Raw genomic sequence first — 17981 nt, 5'->3', positions numbered from 1 at the left:
GCCGTTGTGCGGCCCCGGCAGCGTGGCGGACGCTACTTAGTAACGGTTGATGGCCGGGAGCTTGGGTGCGGTCTTGATGACCGAACCTGCGGTGGCTTCCCAGGCCTTCTTGTAGGAGCCGTCCTTGTCGAAGGATTCCAGCTGGTCGTTGATCCAGTTGCGGAACTCGGTATCGCCCTTCTTCAGGCCGATGCCGTAAGGCTCCTTGGTGAAGGTTTCCTCGGAGGCAAGCTTGAAGGCGTCCGGCTCCTTGTCGACGAAGCCGGCGAGGATCACGTTGTCAGTGGTCACGGCTTCAACCTGCTTGTTGCGCAGCGGCTCAAGGCAGGCGGAGTAGGTGGCGGCCGGAACCAGTTCTGCGCCGTACTTGTCCACGATGGTGGCGGCGGGCGTGGAGCCCGTCACGGAGCAGACCTTCTTGCCCTTGACGTCCTCAGGCTTCTTGATGGAGTCGTTGTCCTTGTTCACCATGAGGGCCTGGCCGGCTTCGTAGTACGGGCCGGCGAAGTCGACAACCTGCTTGCGCTTGTCGCTGATGGTGTAGGTGGCGATGACCAGGTCCACCTTGCCCTGCTCGATGAAGGGCTCGCGGTTGGCCGAGACGGTCTCGGACCATTCGATCTTGTCCGCGGGGATGCCCAGCTTGGCGGCGATCAGCTTGCCGATTTCAACGTCGAAACCGACGGGCTTGCCGTCCAGGCCAACCTGGCCGAACAGCGGCTGGTCGAATTTGGTGCCGATCTTTACCGTGCCGGCGGAGGACAGTTTTGCCATGGTGGTTCCGGCAGCGAACGACGGCTTCTCGACCGGGCTGGGGTTGCTGGAGCCACCGGTGTCCCCGCCGCCGCAGGCGCTGAGGGACAGGGCAAGGGCAGCTGTAGCTGCCACGACGAAGGATTTCCGCCTGGACATAAATGCCTTCATGACATTCCTTTCATTGGTGGCCGTGGGTTGTGCGGCCTGGATGCGAACTGACGTGTGGTTGGTTCGGTAATTCAGTGGGTGAGCAGCTTGGACAGGAAGTCCTTGGCGCGGTCGCTCTTCGGGTTGGTGAAGAACTCCTCCGGGGTGGCGTCCTCCACGATCTGGCCGTCCGCCATGAAGACCACGCGGTCCGCGGCCTTTCGGGCGAAGCCCATCTCGTGCGTGACCACGATCATGGTCATGCCTTCCTTGGCCAGCTGGACCATGACATCCAGGACCTCGTTGATCATTTCGGGGTCCAGGGCGGACGTGGGCTCGTCGAACAGCATGACCTTCGGCTTCATTGCCAAGGCGCGGGCAATCGCAACGCGCTGCTGCTGGCCGCCGGAGAGCTGGGCCGGCAGCTTGGGAGCCTGGTGGCCCACGCCCACGCGTTCGAGCAGGGCCATGGCGTCCTTGTCCGCGGCTGCCTTGGAAACGCCCTTGACCTTGACGGGCCCCAGGGTCACGTTCTCAAGGATCGTTTTGTGGGCGAACAGGTTGAAGGACTGGAAAACCATTCCGACGTCGGCGCGGAGTTGGGCGAGCTCCTTGCCTTCCTCGGGGAGGATTTTCCCGTCGATGCTAATGGTTCCACCCTCGATGGTTTCCAGGCGGTTGATGGCCCGGCAGAGGGTGGACTTACCGGAGCCCGAGGGTCCGATGACCACAACAACCTCGCCCTTGCGGACCTGCAGGTTGATGTCCTTCAAAACGTGCAACTGGCCGTAATGCTTATTAACGGCGTTCAGGGAGACGAGGGCATCGCCGGGCACATGAGTAGTCATAGGAACGAATCTAGCGAACAACGGCGCGTTATGACGCCAATCACCCCAAGTTCCTGCTGATCGTGATTCAAGAGATACCTGGATCGGGAGGTTAGCCTAGGGGAATGAGTATCAATGCAGATCCGGCCAAGAATTCCCAGCCGCGGCGTAAGGGGCCCCTTGAGCTGCGCCGCAAACAGGCGGCCGTGGAAATGTCGGACCAGCACCTGCTCGATACCAAGGGGCCGGGCCAGTTCGTCCACACCGACCCGTGGCGGGTCCTGCGGATCCAGAGCGAATTCGTCGAAGGGTTCGGTGCCCTTGCAGACATCGGAAAAGCGGTCAGCGTCTTCGGCTCGGCCCGGACCAAACCCGGCAGCCAGTATTACGAGATGGGCGTTGAGGTGGGCCGCAAGCTCGCCGAAGCCGGGGTGGCCGTAATCACCGGTGGCGGTCCGGGCTCCATGGAGGCCGCCAACCGGGGAACCGTGGAAGGCAACGGTGTGTCCGTTGGCCTTGGCATCGAGTTGCCGTTCGAGCAGGGCCTGAACCAGTGGGTGGACCTGGGAATCAACTTCCGGTACTTCTTTGCCCGCAAGACGATGTTCGTCAAGTACGCGCAGGGTTTCATCGTGCTGCCCGGCGGCCTGGGCACGCTGGATGAGCTGTTCGAGGCCATGGTCCTGGTCCAGACGCGCAAGGTGACGTCCTTTCCCATCGTGCTCCTCGGCGTCGCATTCTGGGGTCCGATGATCGACTGGATCAGGGGCACCCTGGTGGCGGAGGGAATGGTCTCGGAGAAGGACCTGGACCTCATCCAGCTCGTGGATGATCCCGCGGAGGCCGTGGACCGGGTCCTGCATGGTGGAGTGACGCCTTCCCTGAACGGGGAGCAGCGGCCGGAGTAGCCGCAGGCGAAAGTCCGGGCCGCCGGTCTGGCACGATGGAACCGTGAGCTTCTTCCTCGTTTTCCTGGCCGTCGTGCTGGTGGCGGCCGTCCTTTGGGCCGGCCTGGGCCGGCGCTCCCGCAACACCGGCGGGGCAGCGCTGCCCGCCCTGTTGGACGGGGGATTCGAAGAGCCGCCCGCCAACCTTCCGCCCGTGCTGCTGCCCGACCGTGCCGGTCCCGCTGACGTTGAACAGGTGCGCTTTTCGCTTGGCCTGCGCGGCTACCGGATGGACCAGGTGGACCAGGTCCTGGACGAGCTGCGGGACCAGCTGGCCGCGAGAGATGTGGAGCTGGCTGAGCTTCGTGTCCGGCTGGCTGCCAGGGAGCAGGCCGGGGAGCAGGCTTCCGACGGCGGACCCGCGGCAGGCGTCACGGCGCCGCAACAGCCGGGCCCGGAAACCGGCACGGAAACGGGGACGGAAACCGAAGCGGGAGACAGTGGAAACCCGGCTGCCGACGAGGTTGCCGCCCAGGGAAAGGGTGGCGTGTGAGCACCGTGGCCCGCCGCAACCCGCTGGCCTCCGCCGGAACGATGGCCCAGCGGATGGCTTCCGCCGTCCGGAACTGGCCGTGGTGGCTCCAGGTCACCGCCCTGTACGGCGGCGCACGCCTGGTCTCCGCCTGCATCTTCATGGCCGCGGCGCTCCACCAGGGCGCCAACCCCTGGTTCCCGCCGAAGCCTGATTACTGGAACTTCATCAATATCTGGGATGCCCGCTGGTACGCACGCGTTATCGCCGACGGCTACCCGTCCGTCCTTCCCACGGATGCCGCTGGCAATGTGCAGGAAAATACCTGGGCTTTCTACCCGCTCTTTCCCGCATTGGCCGGTGGACTCAGCCGCCTGACCGGCCTGAATCCTGCCGCCTCGCTCACCCTGGTCGCCATGCTGGCCGGCTGGGCGGCCGCCCTGGTGGTGTACGCGCTCTTCCGGCAGAAGGCTCCGCACGCGCCGGCCATGTGGGGCGTGGCTTTCTTTTCGACGTTCCCCGTCTCCGCCGTGCTGCAGGTCCCGTACGCCGAACCGCTGTCCCTCCTGCTGCTCGCCGCGGCCCTGCTGCTGGTAATGCGCCGGCAGTACCTGTGGGCCATCCCGGTGGTGTTCCTGCTGTGTCTGTCCCGGCCGGTCGGCGTTCCCTTCGCCGCCATGGCGGGGCTGCTGCTGGTTTCCCGCGCCGTGGCGCAAATCCGGAAGGGGCGAAACCGCAGCCGGGATGAAGCAGCCCATTCCAACGGGGACCTCGCAGCACTGGCCGGGCTCACCGCCGTCGCGGGCATCTCCGCGCTGGCCTGGCCCGCCGCGGCCTGGGCAGCGACGGGTGACCCGGAGGCCTATACCAAAACGGAAACTGTGTGGCGGGGCCAGGACCTGGTCCCCTTCAAGCCGTGGTTCGACTCCGGCGTTGATCTCTTAGGTCCCGTGCTGGGCCTCCTTGCCCCCCTGGTTTTTGTGGCACTGTTCGTTGCGATGCTGTTCCTTCCCCCTGTGGTGCGGCTCGGCGGTGAACTGCGGCTCTGGTGTGCCTGCTACATGGGATACCTGCTGGCGTTCCTCCACCCGCAAACCAGCACCTTCAGGATGCTGATGCCGCTGTTTCCGCTGGCCCTCGGCGCGGTGTTCCTGTCCAGGTCCAAGGCTTACCGGGGGACGGTGGTGGTGATGTTCCTGCTGCTCCAGATCGTCTGGATCGTGTGGCTGTGGGCCTGGGCCCAGCTGCCCGGCGGTGGGGACTATCCGCCCTGAGAAAACCGGCTTTCGCGCAGGTCAGGCCGGGAATAACACGCCGATGGAAATGTCCATCGATTAGCTACGCACGTGTAATTACGCGATAATGATAGGTAAGCAAGGACAAAGCATTCAGAAAACGTGCAGCCTTGGCGGTGGAACCACCACCGCCGCCATAGCGGCCTGATCGACATGCGGACACAGCCCGCCCGGGCTGATTAGTCCTGGGACAAAATGGAGGGGAATTCCTCATGGCGGCTATGAAACCACGCACCGGCGACGGCCCAATGGAAGTCACCAAGGAGGGCCGCAGCCTGATCATGCGCGTCCCGCTCGAAGGCGGCGGCCGCCTCGTGGTCGAACTGAACGCTGCCGAAGCAGCCAATCTTAAGGAATGCCTGGTAGGCGTTACCGAATAGTCGTGCCGGACGGGGTGCGCAGCCCGGAGGCTGCGCACCCCGTCCTTTTGGCGACGCTTATTTCTTGACGGCCACCAGCAGGCCGTCTCCGGTGGGAAGCATTGCGGAAGCCAGCCGGTCGTCGTCGCGGATTGCCCTGCCCACCTGGCGCAGGACCACCGTGGTTGCCTCCCGGCCCGCTGGGTTGGCTACCTTGTCCTTGTCCAACGCGTCATTGATGACCAGCAGTCCAGCGGGCTTCAGAAGACGGGTGGCCTGCTCCACGTAGCCGGGCAGGCCCGGCTTGTCCGCGTCGATGAAGACGAGGTCGTAGGCGCCATCGGTGAGCCGTGGCAGGACGTCGCCCGCGCGGCCGGAAATGGTGCGGGTACGGTTGGCGGGACTTCCGGCCTCGGCGAACGCTTCACGGGCGGCCCTCAGGTGTTCCACGTCCACATCGATGGTGGTCAGGACGGCGTGCGGGCCCAGGCCCCGCAGCAGGCAGACGCCGGAGACGCCGGCGCCGGTGCCGATCTCGACTGCGGTCTGGGCTTTGGAGGCGGCGGCCAGCACGGTCAGGACCGCGCCGACGCCAGGGCTGATGGCGCTTACTCCCAATTCAAATGAACGTTCCCGGGCCCGCAGCATAACCTCATCCTCAGCGGGCAGATCTTCTGCATAGGACCAGCTGCTGGACTTGTCGGCGCTCATGAATTATCGCTTTCTGGGCGTAAGGGGGGAATGTCTCCTCAAGCGTACTGTGTCCTGCCCGGCTGACCGGGAATGCAGGCGTTGCGCCCAAGGCTGAAGTTTGCCGGCGGTCAGGAAATTCCCAGCCAAGTTTGACATGATTGATATCCGCTCATCCAAAAGGTGACCGGCGCCGAATTAGAGATGTCAACAGTATCCGGGCGTTAGCATTCCACGAGGGGAGTGGACGATGTCATCTTCAGTTGTGGCACCTGTCCCTGCAGTACACAATCCCGACGATGAGTGGGTCCGTCCCACCTGGGAAGAAGTGGTCACCAACCACTCCGCAAAGGTCTACCGGCTGGCGTACCGCCTGACCGGCAACAAGTACGACGCCGAGGACCTCACCCAGGAGGTCTTCGTCCGCGTCTTCCGGTCGCTGGAGAACTTCAAGCCCGGAACACTCGATGGCTGGCTGCACCGCATCACCACCAACCTGTTCCTTGACCAGGCCCGGCGGAAGACCCGCATCCGTTTCGACGCCTTGGCGGAGGATGCGGAGTCCCGGCTGCCCGGCCGTGAGCCGGGGCCGGAGCAGAGCTTCGAGCTGAACAACCTGGACCTGGACGTGCAGGCCGCGCTGGAGGAACTTCCGCCGGACTTCCGGGCCGCCGTGGTCCTGTGTGACCTCGAGGGACTGTCCTACGACGAAGTCGCCGAGGCCCTGGGCGTGAAGCTGGGCACTGTCCGCTCGCGCATCCACCGCGGCAGGACCATGCTCCGCGAAAAGCTGGCCCACCGCGACCCCCGCCCGCAGCAGTCCCGGCGCAAGCTTGCGATGCCGCGCATCGCCGGCATCCTCTGAACGGCACATGAGGTCCCAGTTTCCTTTCGGCGGCAGGCATCAGCGCACCGGCAGCCACCTAGAGGCCTGCCAGGAGTGTGCTGCAGCCGTGCGCCGGGAACGGCAGTACCTTGAGCGTCTGCGCGAGGCCCCCATCCCGCCGGCGAGCCAGGACCTGACGGCGCGGCTGCTGGCACGCACGCACGAACTGGCTGCCCAGCCGCCCGCGCCTGCGCATCAAGGCGGAACGTCCCGCGTGGCTGCGCGGGCTCTTGGCCTCGCCGCGGGCGGAACCATGGCAGCGGCCGGTGTGTTGGCCGTAGGGGCCTTCACGGCAGCAGGAGACCCGGTGGGCGGGGAACCGGCCGGAACCGAAGCGGCCTTTTCGCACGTTTCGTCCCAGACCCCCGCCGACGGGCGCACCTTGACCGCTGCGCAACTGGCCACCTTGCGGTCCGAGGGATGGGCGTGTCCTGAACTGCAGGCCATGGGATTCCACCTTGAAGCCGCAAGGGCGCTGGTGGTCGGCGGGCAACCTGCGGTGGAGCTGCGGCTCACTGACGGCACCCATCACGCCACCATCACGGAACAGCACCCGGTTGATCATCGAACGGCAAACAACGCCATGCCGCCTTCGGACAGTGCTCAGGCCGCTGCAGCCCCTCAAGATGCCCAACTGCAGGTATCGGGCAACTCTCCCTGGTCCGCCACCTACCATGCGGCCGGCCTCACCATCACCTACCGGTCCGACCTGCCCCCGGAGCAGGCCGATGATGCCCTGCCGATCCTCAAACAGTTTGCCGACACCGCGGCAGAAGGGGTGGACGCGGCCGTTCCCGAACCATCCGGAACGCCTGCCGCGGAGCCCTTGGAGGCACGGCTGGAGCGCGGAATCAACAAGATTGCGGCCCTGTTCACCCAATGACACGGACTGTTTCCCCGTCCCTCGGACGGGAATCGTCACTCGCAGCCCGGAGAGGGTAATCTTCCTAAAGTGTTTGGAATCAACGGCCCGGAGTTCATCCTTCTGCTGATCATTGGCGTCCTCGTGATCGGCCCCCAGCGGCTGCCTGAATACACCCAGAAGCTGGCCAACCTGGTCAAGGAACTCCGCCGTATGGCTTCCGGCGCGCGCGAACAAATCAAGGAAGAAGTAGGCATCGACATCGACGATGTCGACTGGAAGAAATACGATCCGCGCCAGTACGATCCCCGCCGCATCATCAAGGAAGCACTGCTCGACGACGATACCAAGCCCGTCAGCTCAGGAGCCCCGGCTGCCGTGGCAGCGGTTTCAGGCGCCGCGGCGGATTCGGCCCCCCAACGGCCCGAAAGAGTCGTGCAGCGGCTGGCACCGGGCGATACCGCCCCGTTCGACACCGAAGCCACCTAGGGTTCCGCGCCGGGAGTTCCGGCCCGGTCAGCGGGGCTGCAGCCCCAGCTTCAGTCCGGCAAGCCCGCGGGGTTTGGCGGCCAATTGCCCTGCGATGCCCGCCAGCGCGAGAGCCGCCGCCGAACCGGGCTGCCCCAGGATGATCGGAACCCCCGAGTCACCGCCTTCGCGCAGCTGGATGTCCAGGGGAATCTGGCCCAGCAACGGCACCTCCGCCCCGACCGTGGCGCTGAGGCGTTCGGTGAGGACCGCCCCGCCGCCGCTTCCGAAAAGTTCCATCCGGCCGCCGTCGGGCATCTCCAAATAGGACATGTTCTCGATGACGCCGGCAATCTTCTGCCCCGTCTGGGTGGCGATGGCACCGGCTCGTTCGGCAACATCCGCAGCTGCCGCCTGGGGGGTGGTGACCACCAGGATTTCGGCCTTGGGCAGCAGCTGGGCCACGGAAATGGCGATGTCTCCCGTACCCGGCGGCAGGTCCAGGAACAGGGCATCCAGGTCGCCGAAGTAGACGTCGGTGAGGAATTGTTCCAAGGCCCGGTGCAGCATGGGTCCGCGCCAGGCGACGGGCTGGTTGCCGGTCACGAACATGCCAATGGAGATCACTTTCACCCCGTAGGCCACCGGGGGAAGGATCATGTCGTCCACCTGCGTGGGTGCCTGCGTGATACCCATCAGCGCAGGCACGGAGAAGCCGTAGACATCCGCATCCACGATGCCCACGCGCAGGCCCTGGGCAGCCAGGGCCGTTGCCAGGTTGACGGTGACCGAGGACTTGCCCACTCCGCCCTTGCCGCTGGCCACGGCATAGACCCTGGTGAGGGAACCGGGTTCGTTGAACGGGATCCTGCGCTGGCCGCCGGCGCCGCGCAGCTTTTCCTTGAGGGCATCGCGCTGCGCCTGGTTCATCACCTTGAGCTCGACGTCGACGGCGGTGACGCCGGGGACGGCGAAAAGGGCCTTCTGGGAATCGGCGGTAATCGTGTCCCGCAGCGGGCAGCCGGCGATGGTGAGCAGGACCGCAAGGGTGACCTTGCCGTCGTCGGAAACCTGGACGGAATCCACCATGCCCAGTTCGGTGATGGGACGCCGGAGCTCGGGGTCGATCACTGTGGCCAGGGCAGTGTTGACTGCATCAGCCAACGGAGTGCCGGCAATGGGTTCGGTCATGAACGGTCCTGTGTGGAGTGGCCGGGCTTCACCCGGGGGATCTGCTGGGTGCGCGGGCTGCGCTGCCGGTCCCGCTGTTCGCGCAGTTTGTCTTTCACTTTGTCCCGCGGGGATTCGTGCGAACCGGGTCCGGTGTCGTCATGGGTACGCAGCTCCTCCTGGGCTTCCAGCAGATCCTCAAGGAGTGAGCGCAGCTCGGCCCGGACGTAGTCGCGGGTAGCTACCTCGCGCAGTGCGATCCGCAGGGAGGCAAGCTCCCGGGTCAGGTATTCGGTGTCGGACAGGTTGCGTTCGGCGCGCTGGCGGTCCTGCTGCACCGAGACACGGTCCCGGTCATCCTGCCGGTTCTGCGCCAGCAGCAGCAGGGGTGCGGCGTAGGAAGCCTGCAGTGACAGCATCAGGGTCAGCAGGGTGAAGCCCAGGTCCCTCGAGTCGAACTGCCACTCGACGGGCGCCCACGTGTTCCAGCCCAGCCAGAAGATGCAGAACACCGTCATGTAAACCAGGAACTGCGGCGTGCCCATGAACCGGGCAAAGCCCTCTGTGGCGTGCCCGAACGCGTCCGGATCGGGGGAGAACTTGGGCAGGATCCGCTGACGGGCGCTCAGGGGTGTGTCGAGACTGCCTTTTGATTCCGTATTGGCCAGGTTCCGCTGGTTGGGGTTCTTCGGAGCGCTGTTATCAGCCAATGCGGCCACCCAGCCTTCTTATCGGGGCTTCGCCATCATGGGCGCGCCAGTCGTCCGGCAACAAGTGATCCAATACGTCATCAACAGTCACCGCCCCCACAAGCCGGCCCGCATCATTAACCACGGGGAGGGAGTTCAGGTTGTAGGTAGCCAGGGTCCGCGCCACTTCACTGATGTGGGCTTGGTCGGACAACGGCTCGAGGTTCTTGTCCACCAGGTTTCCCAATGCCTCGAACGGCGGGAAACGCAGCAGCTGCTGGATGTGCACCACGCCCAGGAAACGGCCGGTCGGTGTTTCAAGCGGCGGCCGGGCAATGAAGATCGACGACGCCAGGGCGGGGGAGAGCTCTTCGCGCCGGACGTGGGCCAGGGCTTCGGCCACGGTGGCTTCCGGCGGCAGGATGACCGGCACCGGAGTCATCAGGCCGCCGGCGGTGTCCTCGTCGTATTCCAGCAGGCGGCGGACGTCCTCGGCGCCTTCGGGCTCCATCAGCTGGAGCAGTTCCTCCGCCTGGGCGGAGGGGAGTTCGCCCAGGAGGTCGGCGGCGTCGTCGGGATCCATCTCCTCCAGGACGTCCGCGGCGCGCTGGACATCCAGGGCGGAGAGGATTTCCACCTGGTCGTCTTCCGGCAGTTCCTGGAGGACGTCGGCCAGCCGCTCGTCCTGCAGTTCGCTCGCCACTTCGAAACGGCGCTTGTCGCTCATTTCCTGCAGCGCCTCGGCGAAGTCTGCGGGTTTGAGGTCCTCGTGGTTGGCCACGAACTGGGTGGCGGCCTGCGGCTCGGTACGGGGTCCCTGCTGGGCGTCCGCCCAGTCAATGATCAGGGTCTCGTTCCGGCGCAGCCGGCTCAAGGGGGAGAGGGAATGGCCACGCCGGACAAAGAGCTTGCTGACGAACCAGTCGCGCGACCGGTGCTGGTCGATGGCGATGTCCTCGATGGTGGCGTCGCCGCTGCCGTCACGGAGGGTCACCCGCCGGTCGAACATTTCGGCGACCACCAGCGTTTCGGCGCCGCGCTGTTCAAACCGGCGCAGGTTGACCAGCCCCGTGCAGATGATCTGCGTCTGGTCGATCGAGGTAATGCGGGTCATGGGCACGAAGACCCGCTTCTTTCCCGGTACTTCCACCACGATGCCCACCACATGGGGGGCTCCCTGGGTCCCGCGGGACAGCACAACAACATCGCGCAGCCGGCCCAGCCGGTCGCCCAAGGGGTCGAAAACATCGAGGCCCAGGAGGCGCGCCACGAAGACGCGGGTAGGTGTTGTACTCACCACTACAGGCTACCGAGTCTGCTCTCTTTTAGCTGAATTTACAGGCAGCACCCACCTTGATGGGCAAGAATGGGGTTATGTCTAACATTTTTGGTGCTCCCAGGGCCGGTGGCCCCAGCGGGACGGATGACGCCCGTGCCGTGCCCACCGGTGACACCGTAGGCTCCTACACCTCCTACCTCGATGCCCAGAAGGCGGTCGACTACCTGGCGGACCAGCAGTTTCCGGTCCAGATGGTGTCCATCGTGGGCAATGAACTGAAAATGGTGGAGCGGGTTACGGGGCGCCTGAGCTACCCCAGGGTGGCCCTTTCGGGGGCCCTGAGCGGCATGTGGTTCGGCCTGTTCGTGGGCGTCATGCTGTCCTTCTTCGCACCGTCACCCGGGTACTTCTCGATCATGACGTCGGTACTCATGGGCGCAGCCTTCTTCATGCTGTTCGGCATCGTCACCTACGCCATGCAGCGCGGCAAGCGGGACTTCACGTCCACCAGCCAGGTAGTGGCCACCAGCTACGACGTCATTGTTGCGCCGGAGGCCGCCCACGAGGCGCGGCGCCTGCTGCAGCAGCTGCCCATGACCCGGTCGGATGCGGCATCAGGCCACGGCGCGTATACGCAGCACGACTACTACAACCAGCCGTACCAGCACCAGCAGCAGCCCGGGCAGCCGCAGGGCCCGGCCCGCCCGGCCGGCTGGAACGATCCCTACGGCCAGCGGTCCGCGGGCCCGTCGGTCCCCGAGGGATCCGCGCAGGACGGATCAGGCCAGGACGGATCAGGCCAGGACGGGTATGGCTACCGGGACGACGGCGGCCAGCAGCACAGTGCCCCGCAAAACGGTGGCCAGCAGCACAGCGGCCAGCAGAATGGTGTCCAGCAGTACGACGGCGGCCAGCACCAGCAGCCCGCCGGCCCGGTCCGGGCGGTCCGCTACCCCGACCTGCCGGATGGCCGCCCGCAGTACGGCGTCCGCCTGCCGCAGGGTCCCGCCGCCGGCTCCGGTCAGCACGTCGGGACCGGACAGCCGGGACAGAACGCAGAACACGGCGCCGAGCACCATGCCGATGGTCAGTATGGTCCGGACGGGGACCAACACCAGGGTGAACACCGGCAGTAGGACGGCCGGATCAGTCCAGGCCGGCGCAGGCTGGTAGCGTCGGAACCAAAGAGCGGGACCGCCGGAATGAATCCGGCTGTCCCGCTCTTTGCTGTTCCTGCCCGTGTCAGGCTTCTTCGGGTCAGGCTTCTTCGGTCCGGTAGATGCCCGCCATCCAGTCCTCGACGTCCTCCGGGTTGCGCGGCAGGGCGGCACTGAGGTTGACGGGGCCGTCAGCCGTCATGAGGATGTCGTCCTCGATCCTGACGCCGATGCCACGGTATTCCCCGGGGATCGCCAGGTCTTCCTTCTTGAAGTAGAGGCCCGGTTCGATGGTGAAGACCATGCCTTCGGTGAGGATGCCGTCCAGGTACAGTTCGCGTTTGGCCTGTGCGCAGTCGTGCACGTCCAGTCCCAGGTGATGGCTGGTGCCGTGCGGCATCCAGCGGCGGTGCTGCTGGCCCTCGGGGCTGATTGCTTCTTCCACGCTGACGGGCAGGAGGCCCCATTCGGCCAGGCGCTCGGCAAGGACCGTGGTGGCGGCGGTGTGGATGTCACGGAACTTGGTTCCCGGCCGGGCGGCGGCGAAGCCGGCGTCGGCAGCATCGAGGACAGCCTGGTAGACCTTGCGCTGGATGTCGCTGAAGGCGCCGCTGGCCGGAAGCGTCCTGGTGATGTCTGCGGTGTAGAGCGAGTCGGCCTCGACGCCGGCGTCCAGGAGCAGGAGCTCGCCGGCGTGAATGCGCCCGGTGTTGCGGGTCCAGTGCAGCACGGTGGCGTTGTTCCCGGACGCTGCGATCGTGTCGTACCCCAGCTCATTGCCCACCTCCCGGGCACGGGCAAAGAACGCTCCTTCAACCACCCGCTCGCCGCGTGCATGCGTGAGCGCCCGGGGCAGGGCCTTGACCACTTCTTCAAAACCTTCAACGGTGGCCGCCACAGCAATCTTCATCTGCTCGATTTCCCACTCATCCTTGAGCAAGCGCAGTTCGGAGAGGGCCTCACTGAGTTTTTCGTCCAGGGCGTCCAGGACGGCAAGGTCCAGGTTTTCGGGGTCCCTGGCAGTGTTGTAGCGGGCGGTGTCCACCAGGGCGTCGATGTTGTCGTCCACCTTGCGGACCAGGCGGATGGAAATGCCGCCGATTTCCGGGGCGCCCACGTCCTTGGTGATGGCCGTTTCCAGCTGGTCGATGTGCGCGGTGGCCAGTCCCAGGCGGGCCTCGAATTCTTCCAGGGTGGGGCGGGCCCCGATCCAGAACTCGCCGGAGCGTGAGTCGGCGTAAAACTGTTCCGTGTCCCTGCCGGCCAATGGCCGGAAGTAGAGCGTCGCCCGGTGGTTCCCGCCGTCGTCGCCCGTTCCTTCTTCAACCGGTTCCAGGATCAGGACGGCGTCCGGCTCGTGGTCCAGGCCCAGCCCGGTCAGGTGGGCGAAGCCGGAATGCGGGCGGAAGCGGTAGTCGCAGTCGTTGGAGCGGACTTTCAGCGGCCCCGCCGGGATGACCAGGCGTTCGCCGTTGAACAGGGCGGAGATCGCCTTGCGACGCGCTGCGGCGTAGCCGGCGACGGCGTCCCGCGGCGGAAGTTCCTGGCTGGATGGCGCCCAATTGCTGGCCATGAAGGCCTTGAAGGCGTTGGAACTGGGCCGCTGTGAGCGGTTGTTGACGCGCTCCTCCAGCGGCTGGGAAGCAGAGTTTTGGGTGTTTTCGGCATCGTTCACGGCACCATCGTCTCACCAGCACGAAGGCTTGGGCCAATAACCGGCGGGATCGCCAGGCCAATCCGCCCCGCGGTCTCCCGCAGCGCCAGGTTTGGCGTTACTATGTGCTCCCACGGGACACGCCGGAATGGAAATGAAGACCGTGTACAAGCGGAAAGACGGCGATGGAAACCGACGATAACAAGGCACTGGTCCGGCGTTTCTATGAAGAAATCGACGCCGGGAACATCGATGCCATGGATGAGCTGGTCGCGGAGGACTATCTTGACCACAACCCGCCATTTCCGGGCCTGCCCGGTGGACGCGAGGGCCTGAAGGAGGCCTTCCGAATCTTCTGGAAGGCAACTCCTGGCCGGCATGAGATCGAGGACCAGATCGCCGAAGGGGACAGGGTGGTTACCCGGTTAATGGCATCCGGAACCCATGCCGGCGAACTCCCCGGTCCCCTCACGCCGACCGGGGCGGCCTTGCGGGAATCCGCCGTAGCCGTCCACCGCGTCGAGCACGGGCGCATCGCTGAGCACTGGTCGAACAGGGACGATCTCGGGTTGATGCAGCAGCTCGGCGTGATCCACCCTCTTGGGGAGTGACTGCGGCACCTTGAACTAGGCTGGGCAGGTGAGGATTGACCTGCATGCCCACTCCAACGTTTCCGACGGCACCGAAACACCCGCCGATGTCATGGCGTCCGCTGCGCGCGCCGGCCTCGATGTGGTTGCCCTGACCGACCACGATTCAACGGCAGGCTGGGCGGAGGCAGCGGCGGCAGCGCCAACCTGCGGGGTGGCACTGGTGCCGGGCATGGAAGTCTCATGCCGGACGGAGGAAGGCATCAGCGTCCACCTGCTGAGCTACCTGCATGATCCCACCCATCCCGGCCTCCTGGAGGAAATCACCAAGGCCAAGGATTCCCGCCTCACCAGGGCCGAACGGATGGTCACCATCCTTGCAGAGGACTACCCGCTGACATGGGACGACGTGATCCACCACGTGGCACCCGGCGCCACCCTTGGGCGGCCGCACATCGCTGACGCCCTCGTCGCCGCAGGCGTGGTGGAGGACCGTTCGGAGGCCTTCGCCTCCATCCTCACGTCCCGGTCCAGGTACTTCATCCCGCATTACGCTCCGGACCCGGCCACCGCCGTCGAACTTGTCCGTGCCGCCGGCGGCGTGCCCGTGTTCGCCCATCCAGTGGCGTCGGCACGGGGAAGGATCGTAGGGGAGCGGACATACCGTGACATGATCGACGCCGGGCTGGCGGGCCTGGAGATCAACCACCGGGACAACCCGGAAGAGGGCCGCGACTTCCTGCGCAGGCTGGCGGCCAAACATGACCTGCTGGTCACCGGTTCCTCCGACTACCACGGCACCGGCAAGCCCAACCTGCTCGGCGAAAACCTCACCACGCACGACATGCTCGCGCGGATCGAGGCACTCGGCACCGGAGCCGCCGTCGTCCGCCCCTAACGGGGTTGGAACGAGGCCAGGGTGGCGTGCGCACCCAGCCGCTTGGCCATGATGTCGATGGCGGGCTGGTTCTGGTCCACGCACACGAACTTCCGGCCAAGCTTGGCGGCAACCGCCCCCAGCGTGCCTGAACCGGCGAAGAAGTCCAGGCACCAGTCGCCGGGCCGGCTCGACGCCGCAACCACCCGGCGGACCAGGCCCTCCGGCTTCTGCGTGGGATAGCCGGTCTTCTCCTTGCCGGTGGGCGAGACGATCGTGTGCCACCAGACGTCGGTGGGCAGCTTTCCCAGTTCACGCTTGGCAGGGGTGACCAGTCCCGGGGCCATGTACGGCTCGCGGTCCACCTCGGCGCTGTCGAAGTGGTATTTCGCCGGGTTCTTCACGTACACCAGGATGTTGTCGTGCTTGGTGGGCCAGCGGTTTTTTGCCCGGGCACCGTAGTCATAGGCCCAGATGATCTCGTTCAGGAAGCATTCCCGGCCAAAGATGGCGTCCAGCATCACCTTGGCGTAGTGCACCTCGCGGTAGTCCAGGTGCAGGTACAGGGTTCCGTCATCGGCCAGCAGCCGCCACGCCTCCACGAGCCTGGGCTCCAGGAAGGACCAGTAGTCGCTGAACGCGTCATCGTAACGGTGCAGGGCACCCTTGATGGTGTCGTAGGAGCGCCCTTTGAAGCCCACCCTGTCCCCGCTGCCCTCGGCGTTGACCACCATCCGGGTTTCCTGGCGTTGCTGCGGCCTGCCCGTGTTGAAGGGCGGGTCCACGTAAATCAGTGTGAAGGCGCCGTCCGGCAGCGTGGGGAGGTACTCCGCGTTGTCCGCGTGCACCACCAGGCTGCCGCCGTCCGGCGCCCAAACAGTGTCAGTCATCGGGGCAGTTAGCCCTCGGTGTTGCCAGGCTGCGTGCCCGTGTCGGCGCCGGCCACCACTTCGCCGTTGCGGCGGCGGGTGCGGGTCCGGGTCCGGCGGGCGCGCGAGGGCTGCTCGCCCTCGGTTGCGGGCGCAGCAGCCTCAGCTGCGGGAGCGGCGGCAGAGTCGGACGTACGACGGCGGCGCTCGCCTGAGCGGCCCGCGGAGTCACTGCTGCGGCCGCCTTCGTTTCGGCCGCCTTCGCGGCTGCCGCTCCGGCTTTCCCGTCCGCGGCCGTCCCTGTCCCTATCCCTGTCCCGGGACCGGCCGCCGTCGCGTCCGCCACTGCGGCTGTTCTTCTTGCCGGTTTCGCCCAGGTCCTCAAGCACCTCAGCGTCAACGCCGGCCAAGGTCCGCTTGTCGCGCGGCAGCCGGCCCTTGGTGCCCTCGGGGATGTCGAGGTCCGAGTAGAGGTGCGGCGAGGAGGAGTATGTCTCGATGGGCTCGGGCACGCTCAGCCCCAGGGCCTTGTTGATCAGGCCCCAGCGCGGCATGTCGTCCCAGTCCACGAACGTGACCGCCGTGCCTTTGTTGCCTGCCCTGCCGGTACGGCCCACGCGGTGCAGGTAGATCTTCTCGTCTTCCACGCACTGGTAGTTGATCACGTGGGTGACGTCCTCGACGTCGATGCCGCGTGCCGCGACGTCCGTGGCCACCAGGACGTCCACCTTGTTGTTGCGGAATGCCCGCAGGGCCTGTTCACGGGCGCCCTGGCCCAGGTCGCCGTGGATGGCGGCGGCCGCGAAGCCGCGGTCCACCAGTTCCTCGGCCACCTTGGCGGCGGTGCGCTTGGTCTTGGTGAAGATGATGGTCCGCCCGCGGCCTCGGGCCTGCAGGATGCGGGCCACCACTTCGGTCTTGTCCATGCTGTGCGCACGGTAGATCAGCTGGCGGATATCGCGCTTGGTCAGGCCCTCGTCCTCCGGATCCGCGGCGCGGATGTGGGTGGGCTGGGTCATGTAGCGGCGGGCCATGGCGATGACCGGCCCGGGCATGGTGGCCGAGAACAGCAGCGTCTGGCGGACGGCGGGAGTGCCCGCGATGAGGGTCTCCACATCCGGCAGGAAGCCCAGGTCCAGCATCTCGTCGGCCTCGTCCAGCACCACGATCTTGACGTTCTTCAGGCTCAGGTGCTTCTGCTTGTAGAGGTCGATCAGCCGGCCGGGGGTACCCACCACAACCTCGACGCCCTGCTTCAGGGCCTCCACCTGGGGCTCGTAGGCGCGGCCGCCGTAAATGGTGGCGATCCTCGCATTGCGCTTCCGTGATGCCGTCACCAGGTCCCCGGCCACCTGCACGGCCAGTTCGCGGGTGGGAACGATGACCAGGGCCTGCGGGGCTCCCGGCACGGCCAGCTTGGCATAGCCGGGATCGTCCTGGCCCACCACACGTTGAAGCGCGGGGATGCCGAAGCCGAGGGTTTTGCCGGTGCCGGTCTTGGCCTGGCCGATGATGTCGTGCCCGCTCAGGGCCACCGGCAGGGTCATGGCCTGGATGGGGAAGGGGTGGGTGATCCCAGCGTCAGCCAGGGATTCGACGATGTCCTCGCGCACGTTGTAGTCCGCGAAGGATTTTTCCGCGATCTCGTGCGGCTTCTCATCCGAGATGATGGTTTCTTCCGGCTCGATGGTTTCCGTGCCGGACTCATCGCTCAGAAGCTGGTGGGTATGCAATTCACTCACGGGGGAGTTTCCTTATTCATTTGGGCAATGGCGCTGCCTGCTCAACGGGCCGGCCAGGGCTGGCCGTTCCGGAGCACGCTCAGGCGCGCAAGCGATTCCAGTGGAAGCCGATCGCGGGCTATCTAATGCTGGCACTGGTGACCAGCGGGTAAATCTCAAGATCGCGTAGGGGCGGGCTTGTTGGTTTCAAATCAAGGAAATCAACGACCGGGCATCCATTTCTACCCTTTTAGTCTAGCCGCCCG

At 65.9% G+C, this 17981-nt stretch carries 19 protein-coding genes; 10 read left to right on the top strand and 9 right to left on the bottom strand.

Annotated features, from left to right (window positions below):
• Positions 1–36: 36 nt before the first annotated feature.
• Both Q9R31_RS01655 and Q9R31_RS01650 read right to left on the bottom strand, forming a co-directional pair.
• Positions 37–924 carry a glutamate ABC transporter substrate-binding protein gene (locus Q9R31_RS01655; RefSeq protein WP_311261027.1) on the bottom strand — a complete coding sequence of 296 codons (888 nt, stop codon included), beginning with the start codon at positions 922–924 and terminating at the stop codon, positions 37–39.
• A gap of 71 nt (positions 925–995) precedes the next feature.
• Positions 996–1751: an amino acid ABC transporter ATP-binding protein gene (locus tag Q9R31_RS01650; protein WP_311261026.1), complete on the bottom strand. Its 756-nt coding sequence runs from the start codon at positions 1749–1751 to the stop codon at positions 996–998.
• 104 nt (positions 1752–1855) lie between these two features.
• On the opposite strand from Q9R31_RS01650, the gene Q9R31_RS01645 reads away from it, so the two are divergent.
• The 4 genes from Q9R31_RS01645 (at position 1856) to Q9R31_RS01630 (ending at position 4824) form a co-directional block, all read left to right on the top strand.
• Positions 1856–2638, top strand: a complete 783-nt coding sequence (locus Q9R31_RS01645) for a TIGR00730 family Rossman fold protein (RefSeq protein WP_311261025.1) — start codon at positions 1856–1858, stop codon at positions 2636–2638.
• Positions 2639–2681: 43 nt separating this feature from the next.
• Entirely contained in the window at positions 2682–3170 is a 489-nt protein-coding gene (locus tag Q9R31_RS01640; RefSeq protein ID WP_311261024.1) for a DivIVA domain-containing protein, read from the top strand.
• Positions 3167–4423 carry a hypothetical protein gene (locus tag Q9R31_RS01635; RefSeq protein WP_311261023.1) on the top strand — a complete coding sequence of 419 codons (1257 nt, stop codon included), beginning with the start codon at positions 3167–3169 and terminating at the stop codon, positions 4421–4423. The genes Q9R31_RS01640 and Q9R31_RS01635 overlap by 4 nt, the downstream gene beginning before the upstream one ends.
• A 233-nt stretch (positions 4424–4656) precedes the next feature.
• Positions 4657–4824, top strand: coding sequence for a DUF3117 domain-containing protein (locus tag Q9R31_RS01630; protein ID WP_009357720.1), 168 nt, complete (start codon positions 4657–4659; stop codon positions 4822–4824).
• A gap of 57 nt (positions 4825–4881) precedes the next feature.
• Here Q9R31_RS01630 and Q9R31_RS01625 read toward each other — a convergent pair whose 3' ends face one another.
• Positions 4882–5514 carry an O-methyltransferase gene (locus tag Q9R31_RS01625; protein WP_311261022.1) on the bottom strand — a complete coding sequence of 211 codons (633 nt, stop codon included), beginning with the start codon at positions 5512–5514 and terminating at the stop codon, positions 4882–4884.
• A 229-nt stretch (positions 5515–5743) separates the two neighbouring features.
• Here Q9R31_RS01625 and sigE point away from each other — a divergent pair, with 229 nt between their 5' ends.
• From sigE to Q9R31_RS01610, 3 genes are all read left to right on the top strand, one after another.
• Positions 5744–6358, top strand: a complete 615-nt coding sequence (gene sigE / locus Q9R31_RS01620) for an RNA polymerase sigma factor SigE (protein ID WP_311261021.1) — start codon at positions 5744–5746, stop codon at positions 6356–6358.
• 7 nt (positions 6359–6365) lie between these two features.
• Positions 6366–7262, top strand: a complete 897-nt coding sequence (locus tag Q9R31_RS01615; RefSeq protein WP_311261020.1) for an anti-sigma factor — start codon at positions 6366–6368, stop codon at positions 7260–7262.
• Positions 7263–7331: 69 nt separating this feature from the next.
• On the top strand, positions 7332–7730 hold the full coding sequence (locus Q9R31_RS01610) for a Sec-independent protein translocase TatB (protein ID WP_311261019.1): 399 nt from the start codon (positions 7332–7334) through the stop codon (positions 7728–7730).
• Between the two features lie 27 nt (positions 7731–7757).
• Here Q9R31_RS01610 and Q9R31_RS01605 read toward each other — a convergent pair whose 3' ends face one another.
• Genes Q9R31_RS01605 through Q9R31_RS01595 form a run of 3 tightly spaced genes read right to left on the bottom strand, consistent with a single transcriptional unit; the run spans position 7758 to position 10865 of the window.
• Complete coding sequence (locus tag Q9R31_RS01605; RefSeq protein WP_311261018.1) at positions 7758–8900, bottom strand: Mrp/NBP35 family ATP-binding protein; 1143 nt, start codon at positions 8898–8900, stop codon at positions 7758–7760.
• A complete protein-coding gene (locus Q9R31_RS01600) occupies positions 8897–9598 on the bottom strand; it encodes a DUF1003 domain-containing protein (RefSeq protein ID WP_311261017.1) in 702 nt (233 codons plus the stop codon). Before Q9R31_RS01600 ends, Q9R31_RS01605 begins: the two co-directional genes overlap by 4 nt.
• Positions 9582–10865: a magnesium transporter MgtE N-terminal domain-containing protein gene (locus Q9R31_RS01595; RefSeq protein WP_056334647.1), complete on the bottom strand. Its 1284-nt coding sequence runs from the start codon at positions 10863–10865 to the stop codon at positions 9582–9584. Before Q9R31_RS01595 ends, Q9R31_RS01600 begins: the two co-directional genes overlap by 17 nt.
• A 77-nt stretch (positions 10866–10942) precedes the next feature.
• Here Q9R31_RS01595 and Q9R31_RS01590 point away from each other — a divergent pair, with 77 nt between their 5' ends.
• A complete protein-coding gene (locus Q9R31_RS01590; protein ID WP_311261016.1) occupies positions 10943–11983 on the top strand; it encodes a general stress protein in 1041 nt (346 codons plus the stop codon).
• A gap of 121 nt (positions 11984–12104) precedes the next feature.
• On the opposite strand, the gene Q9R31_RS01585 is transcribed toward Q9R31_RS01590, so the two are convergent.
• Complete coding sequence (locus Q9R31_RS01585) at positions 12105–13679, bottom strand: aminopeptidase P family protein (protein WP_311261015.1); 1575 nt, start codon at positions 13677–13679, stop codon at positions 12105–12107.
• Positions 13680–13843: 164 nt separating this feature from the next.
• Here Q9R31_RS01585 and Q9R31_RS01580 point away from each other — a divergent pair, with 164 nt between their 5' ends.
• On the top strand, positions 13844–14269 hold the full coding sequence (locus tag Q9R31_RS01580) for an ester cyclase (protein ID WP_311261014.1): 426 nt from the start codon (positions 13844–13846) through the stop codon (positions 14267–14269).
• A 28-nt stretch (positions 14270–14297) separates the two neighbouring features.
• On the top strand, positions 14298–15146 hold the full coding sequence (locus Q9R31_RS01575) for a PHP domain-containing protein (protein ID WP_311261013.1): 849 nt from the start codon (positions 14298–14300) through the stop codon (positions 15144–15146).
• Here Q9R31_RS01575 and Q9R31_RS01570 read toward each other — a convergent pair.
• Positions 15143–16015: a site-specific DNA-methyltransferase gene (locus Q9R31_RS01570; protein ID WP_311261012.1), complete on the bottom strand. Its 873-nt coding sequence runs from the start codon at positions 16013–16015 to the stop codon at positions 15143–15145. The two genes, Q9R31_RS01575 and Q9R31_RS01570, sit on opposite strands and share 4 nt — an antisense overlap.
• An 8-nt stretch (positions 16016–16023) precedes the next feature.
• The gene (locus Q9R31_RS01565) at positions 16024–17736 is read right to left on the bottom strand and encodes a DEAD/DEAH box helicase (RefSeq protein ID WP_311261011.1); all 1713 of its coding nucleotides are present in this window, start codon (positions 17734–17736) and stop codon (positions 16024–16026) included.
• Between the last annotated feature and the right edge of the window lie 245 nt (positions 17737–17981).

The organism is Pseudarthrobacter sp. BRE9 (assembly GCF_031844305.1).
Classification (GTDB): Bacteria; Actinomycetota; Actinomycetes; order Actinomycetales; family Micrococcaceae; genus Arthrobacter.
The sequence above is the reverse complement of the archived record's forward strand: the minus strand, read 5'-3'. Positions and strand labels throughout refer to the sequence as shown.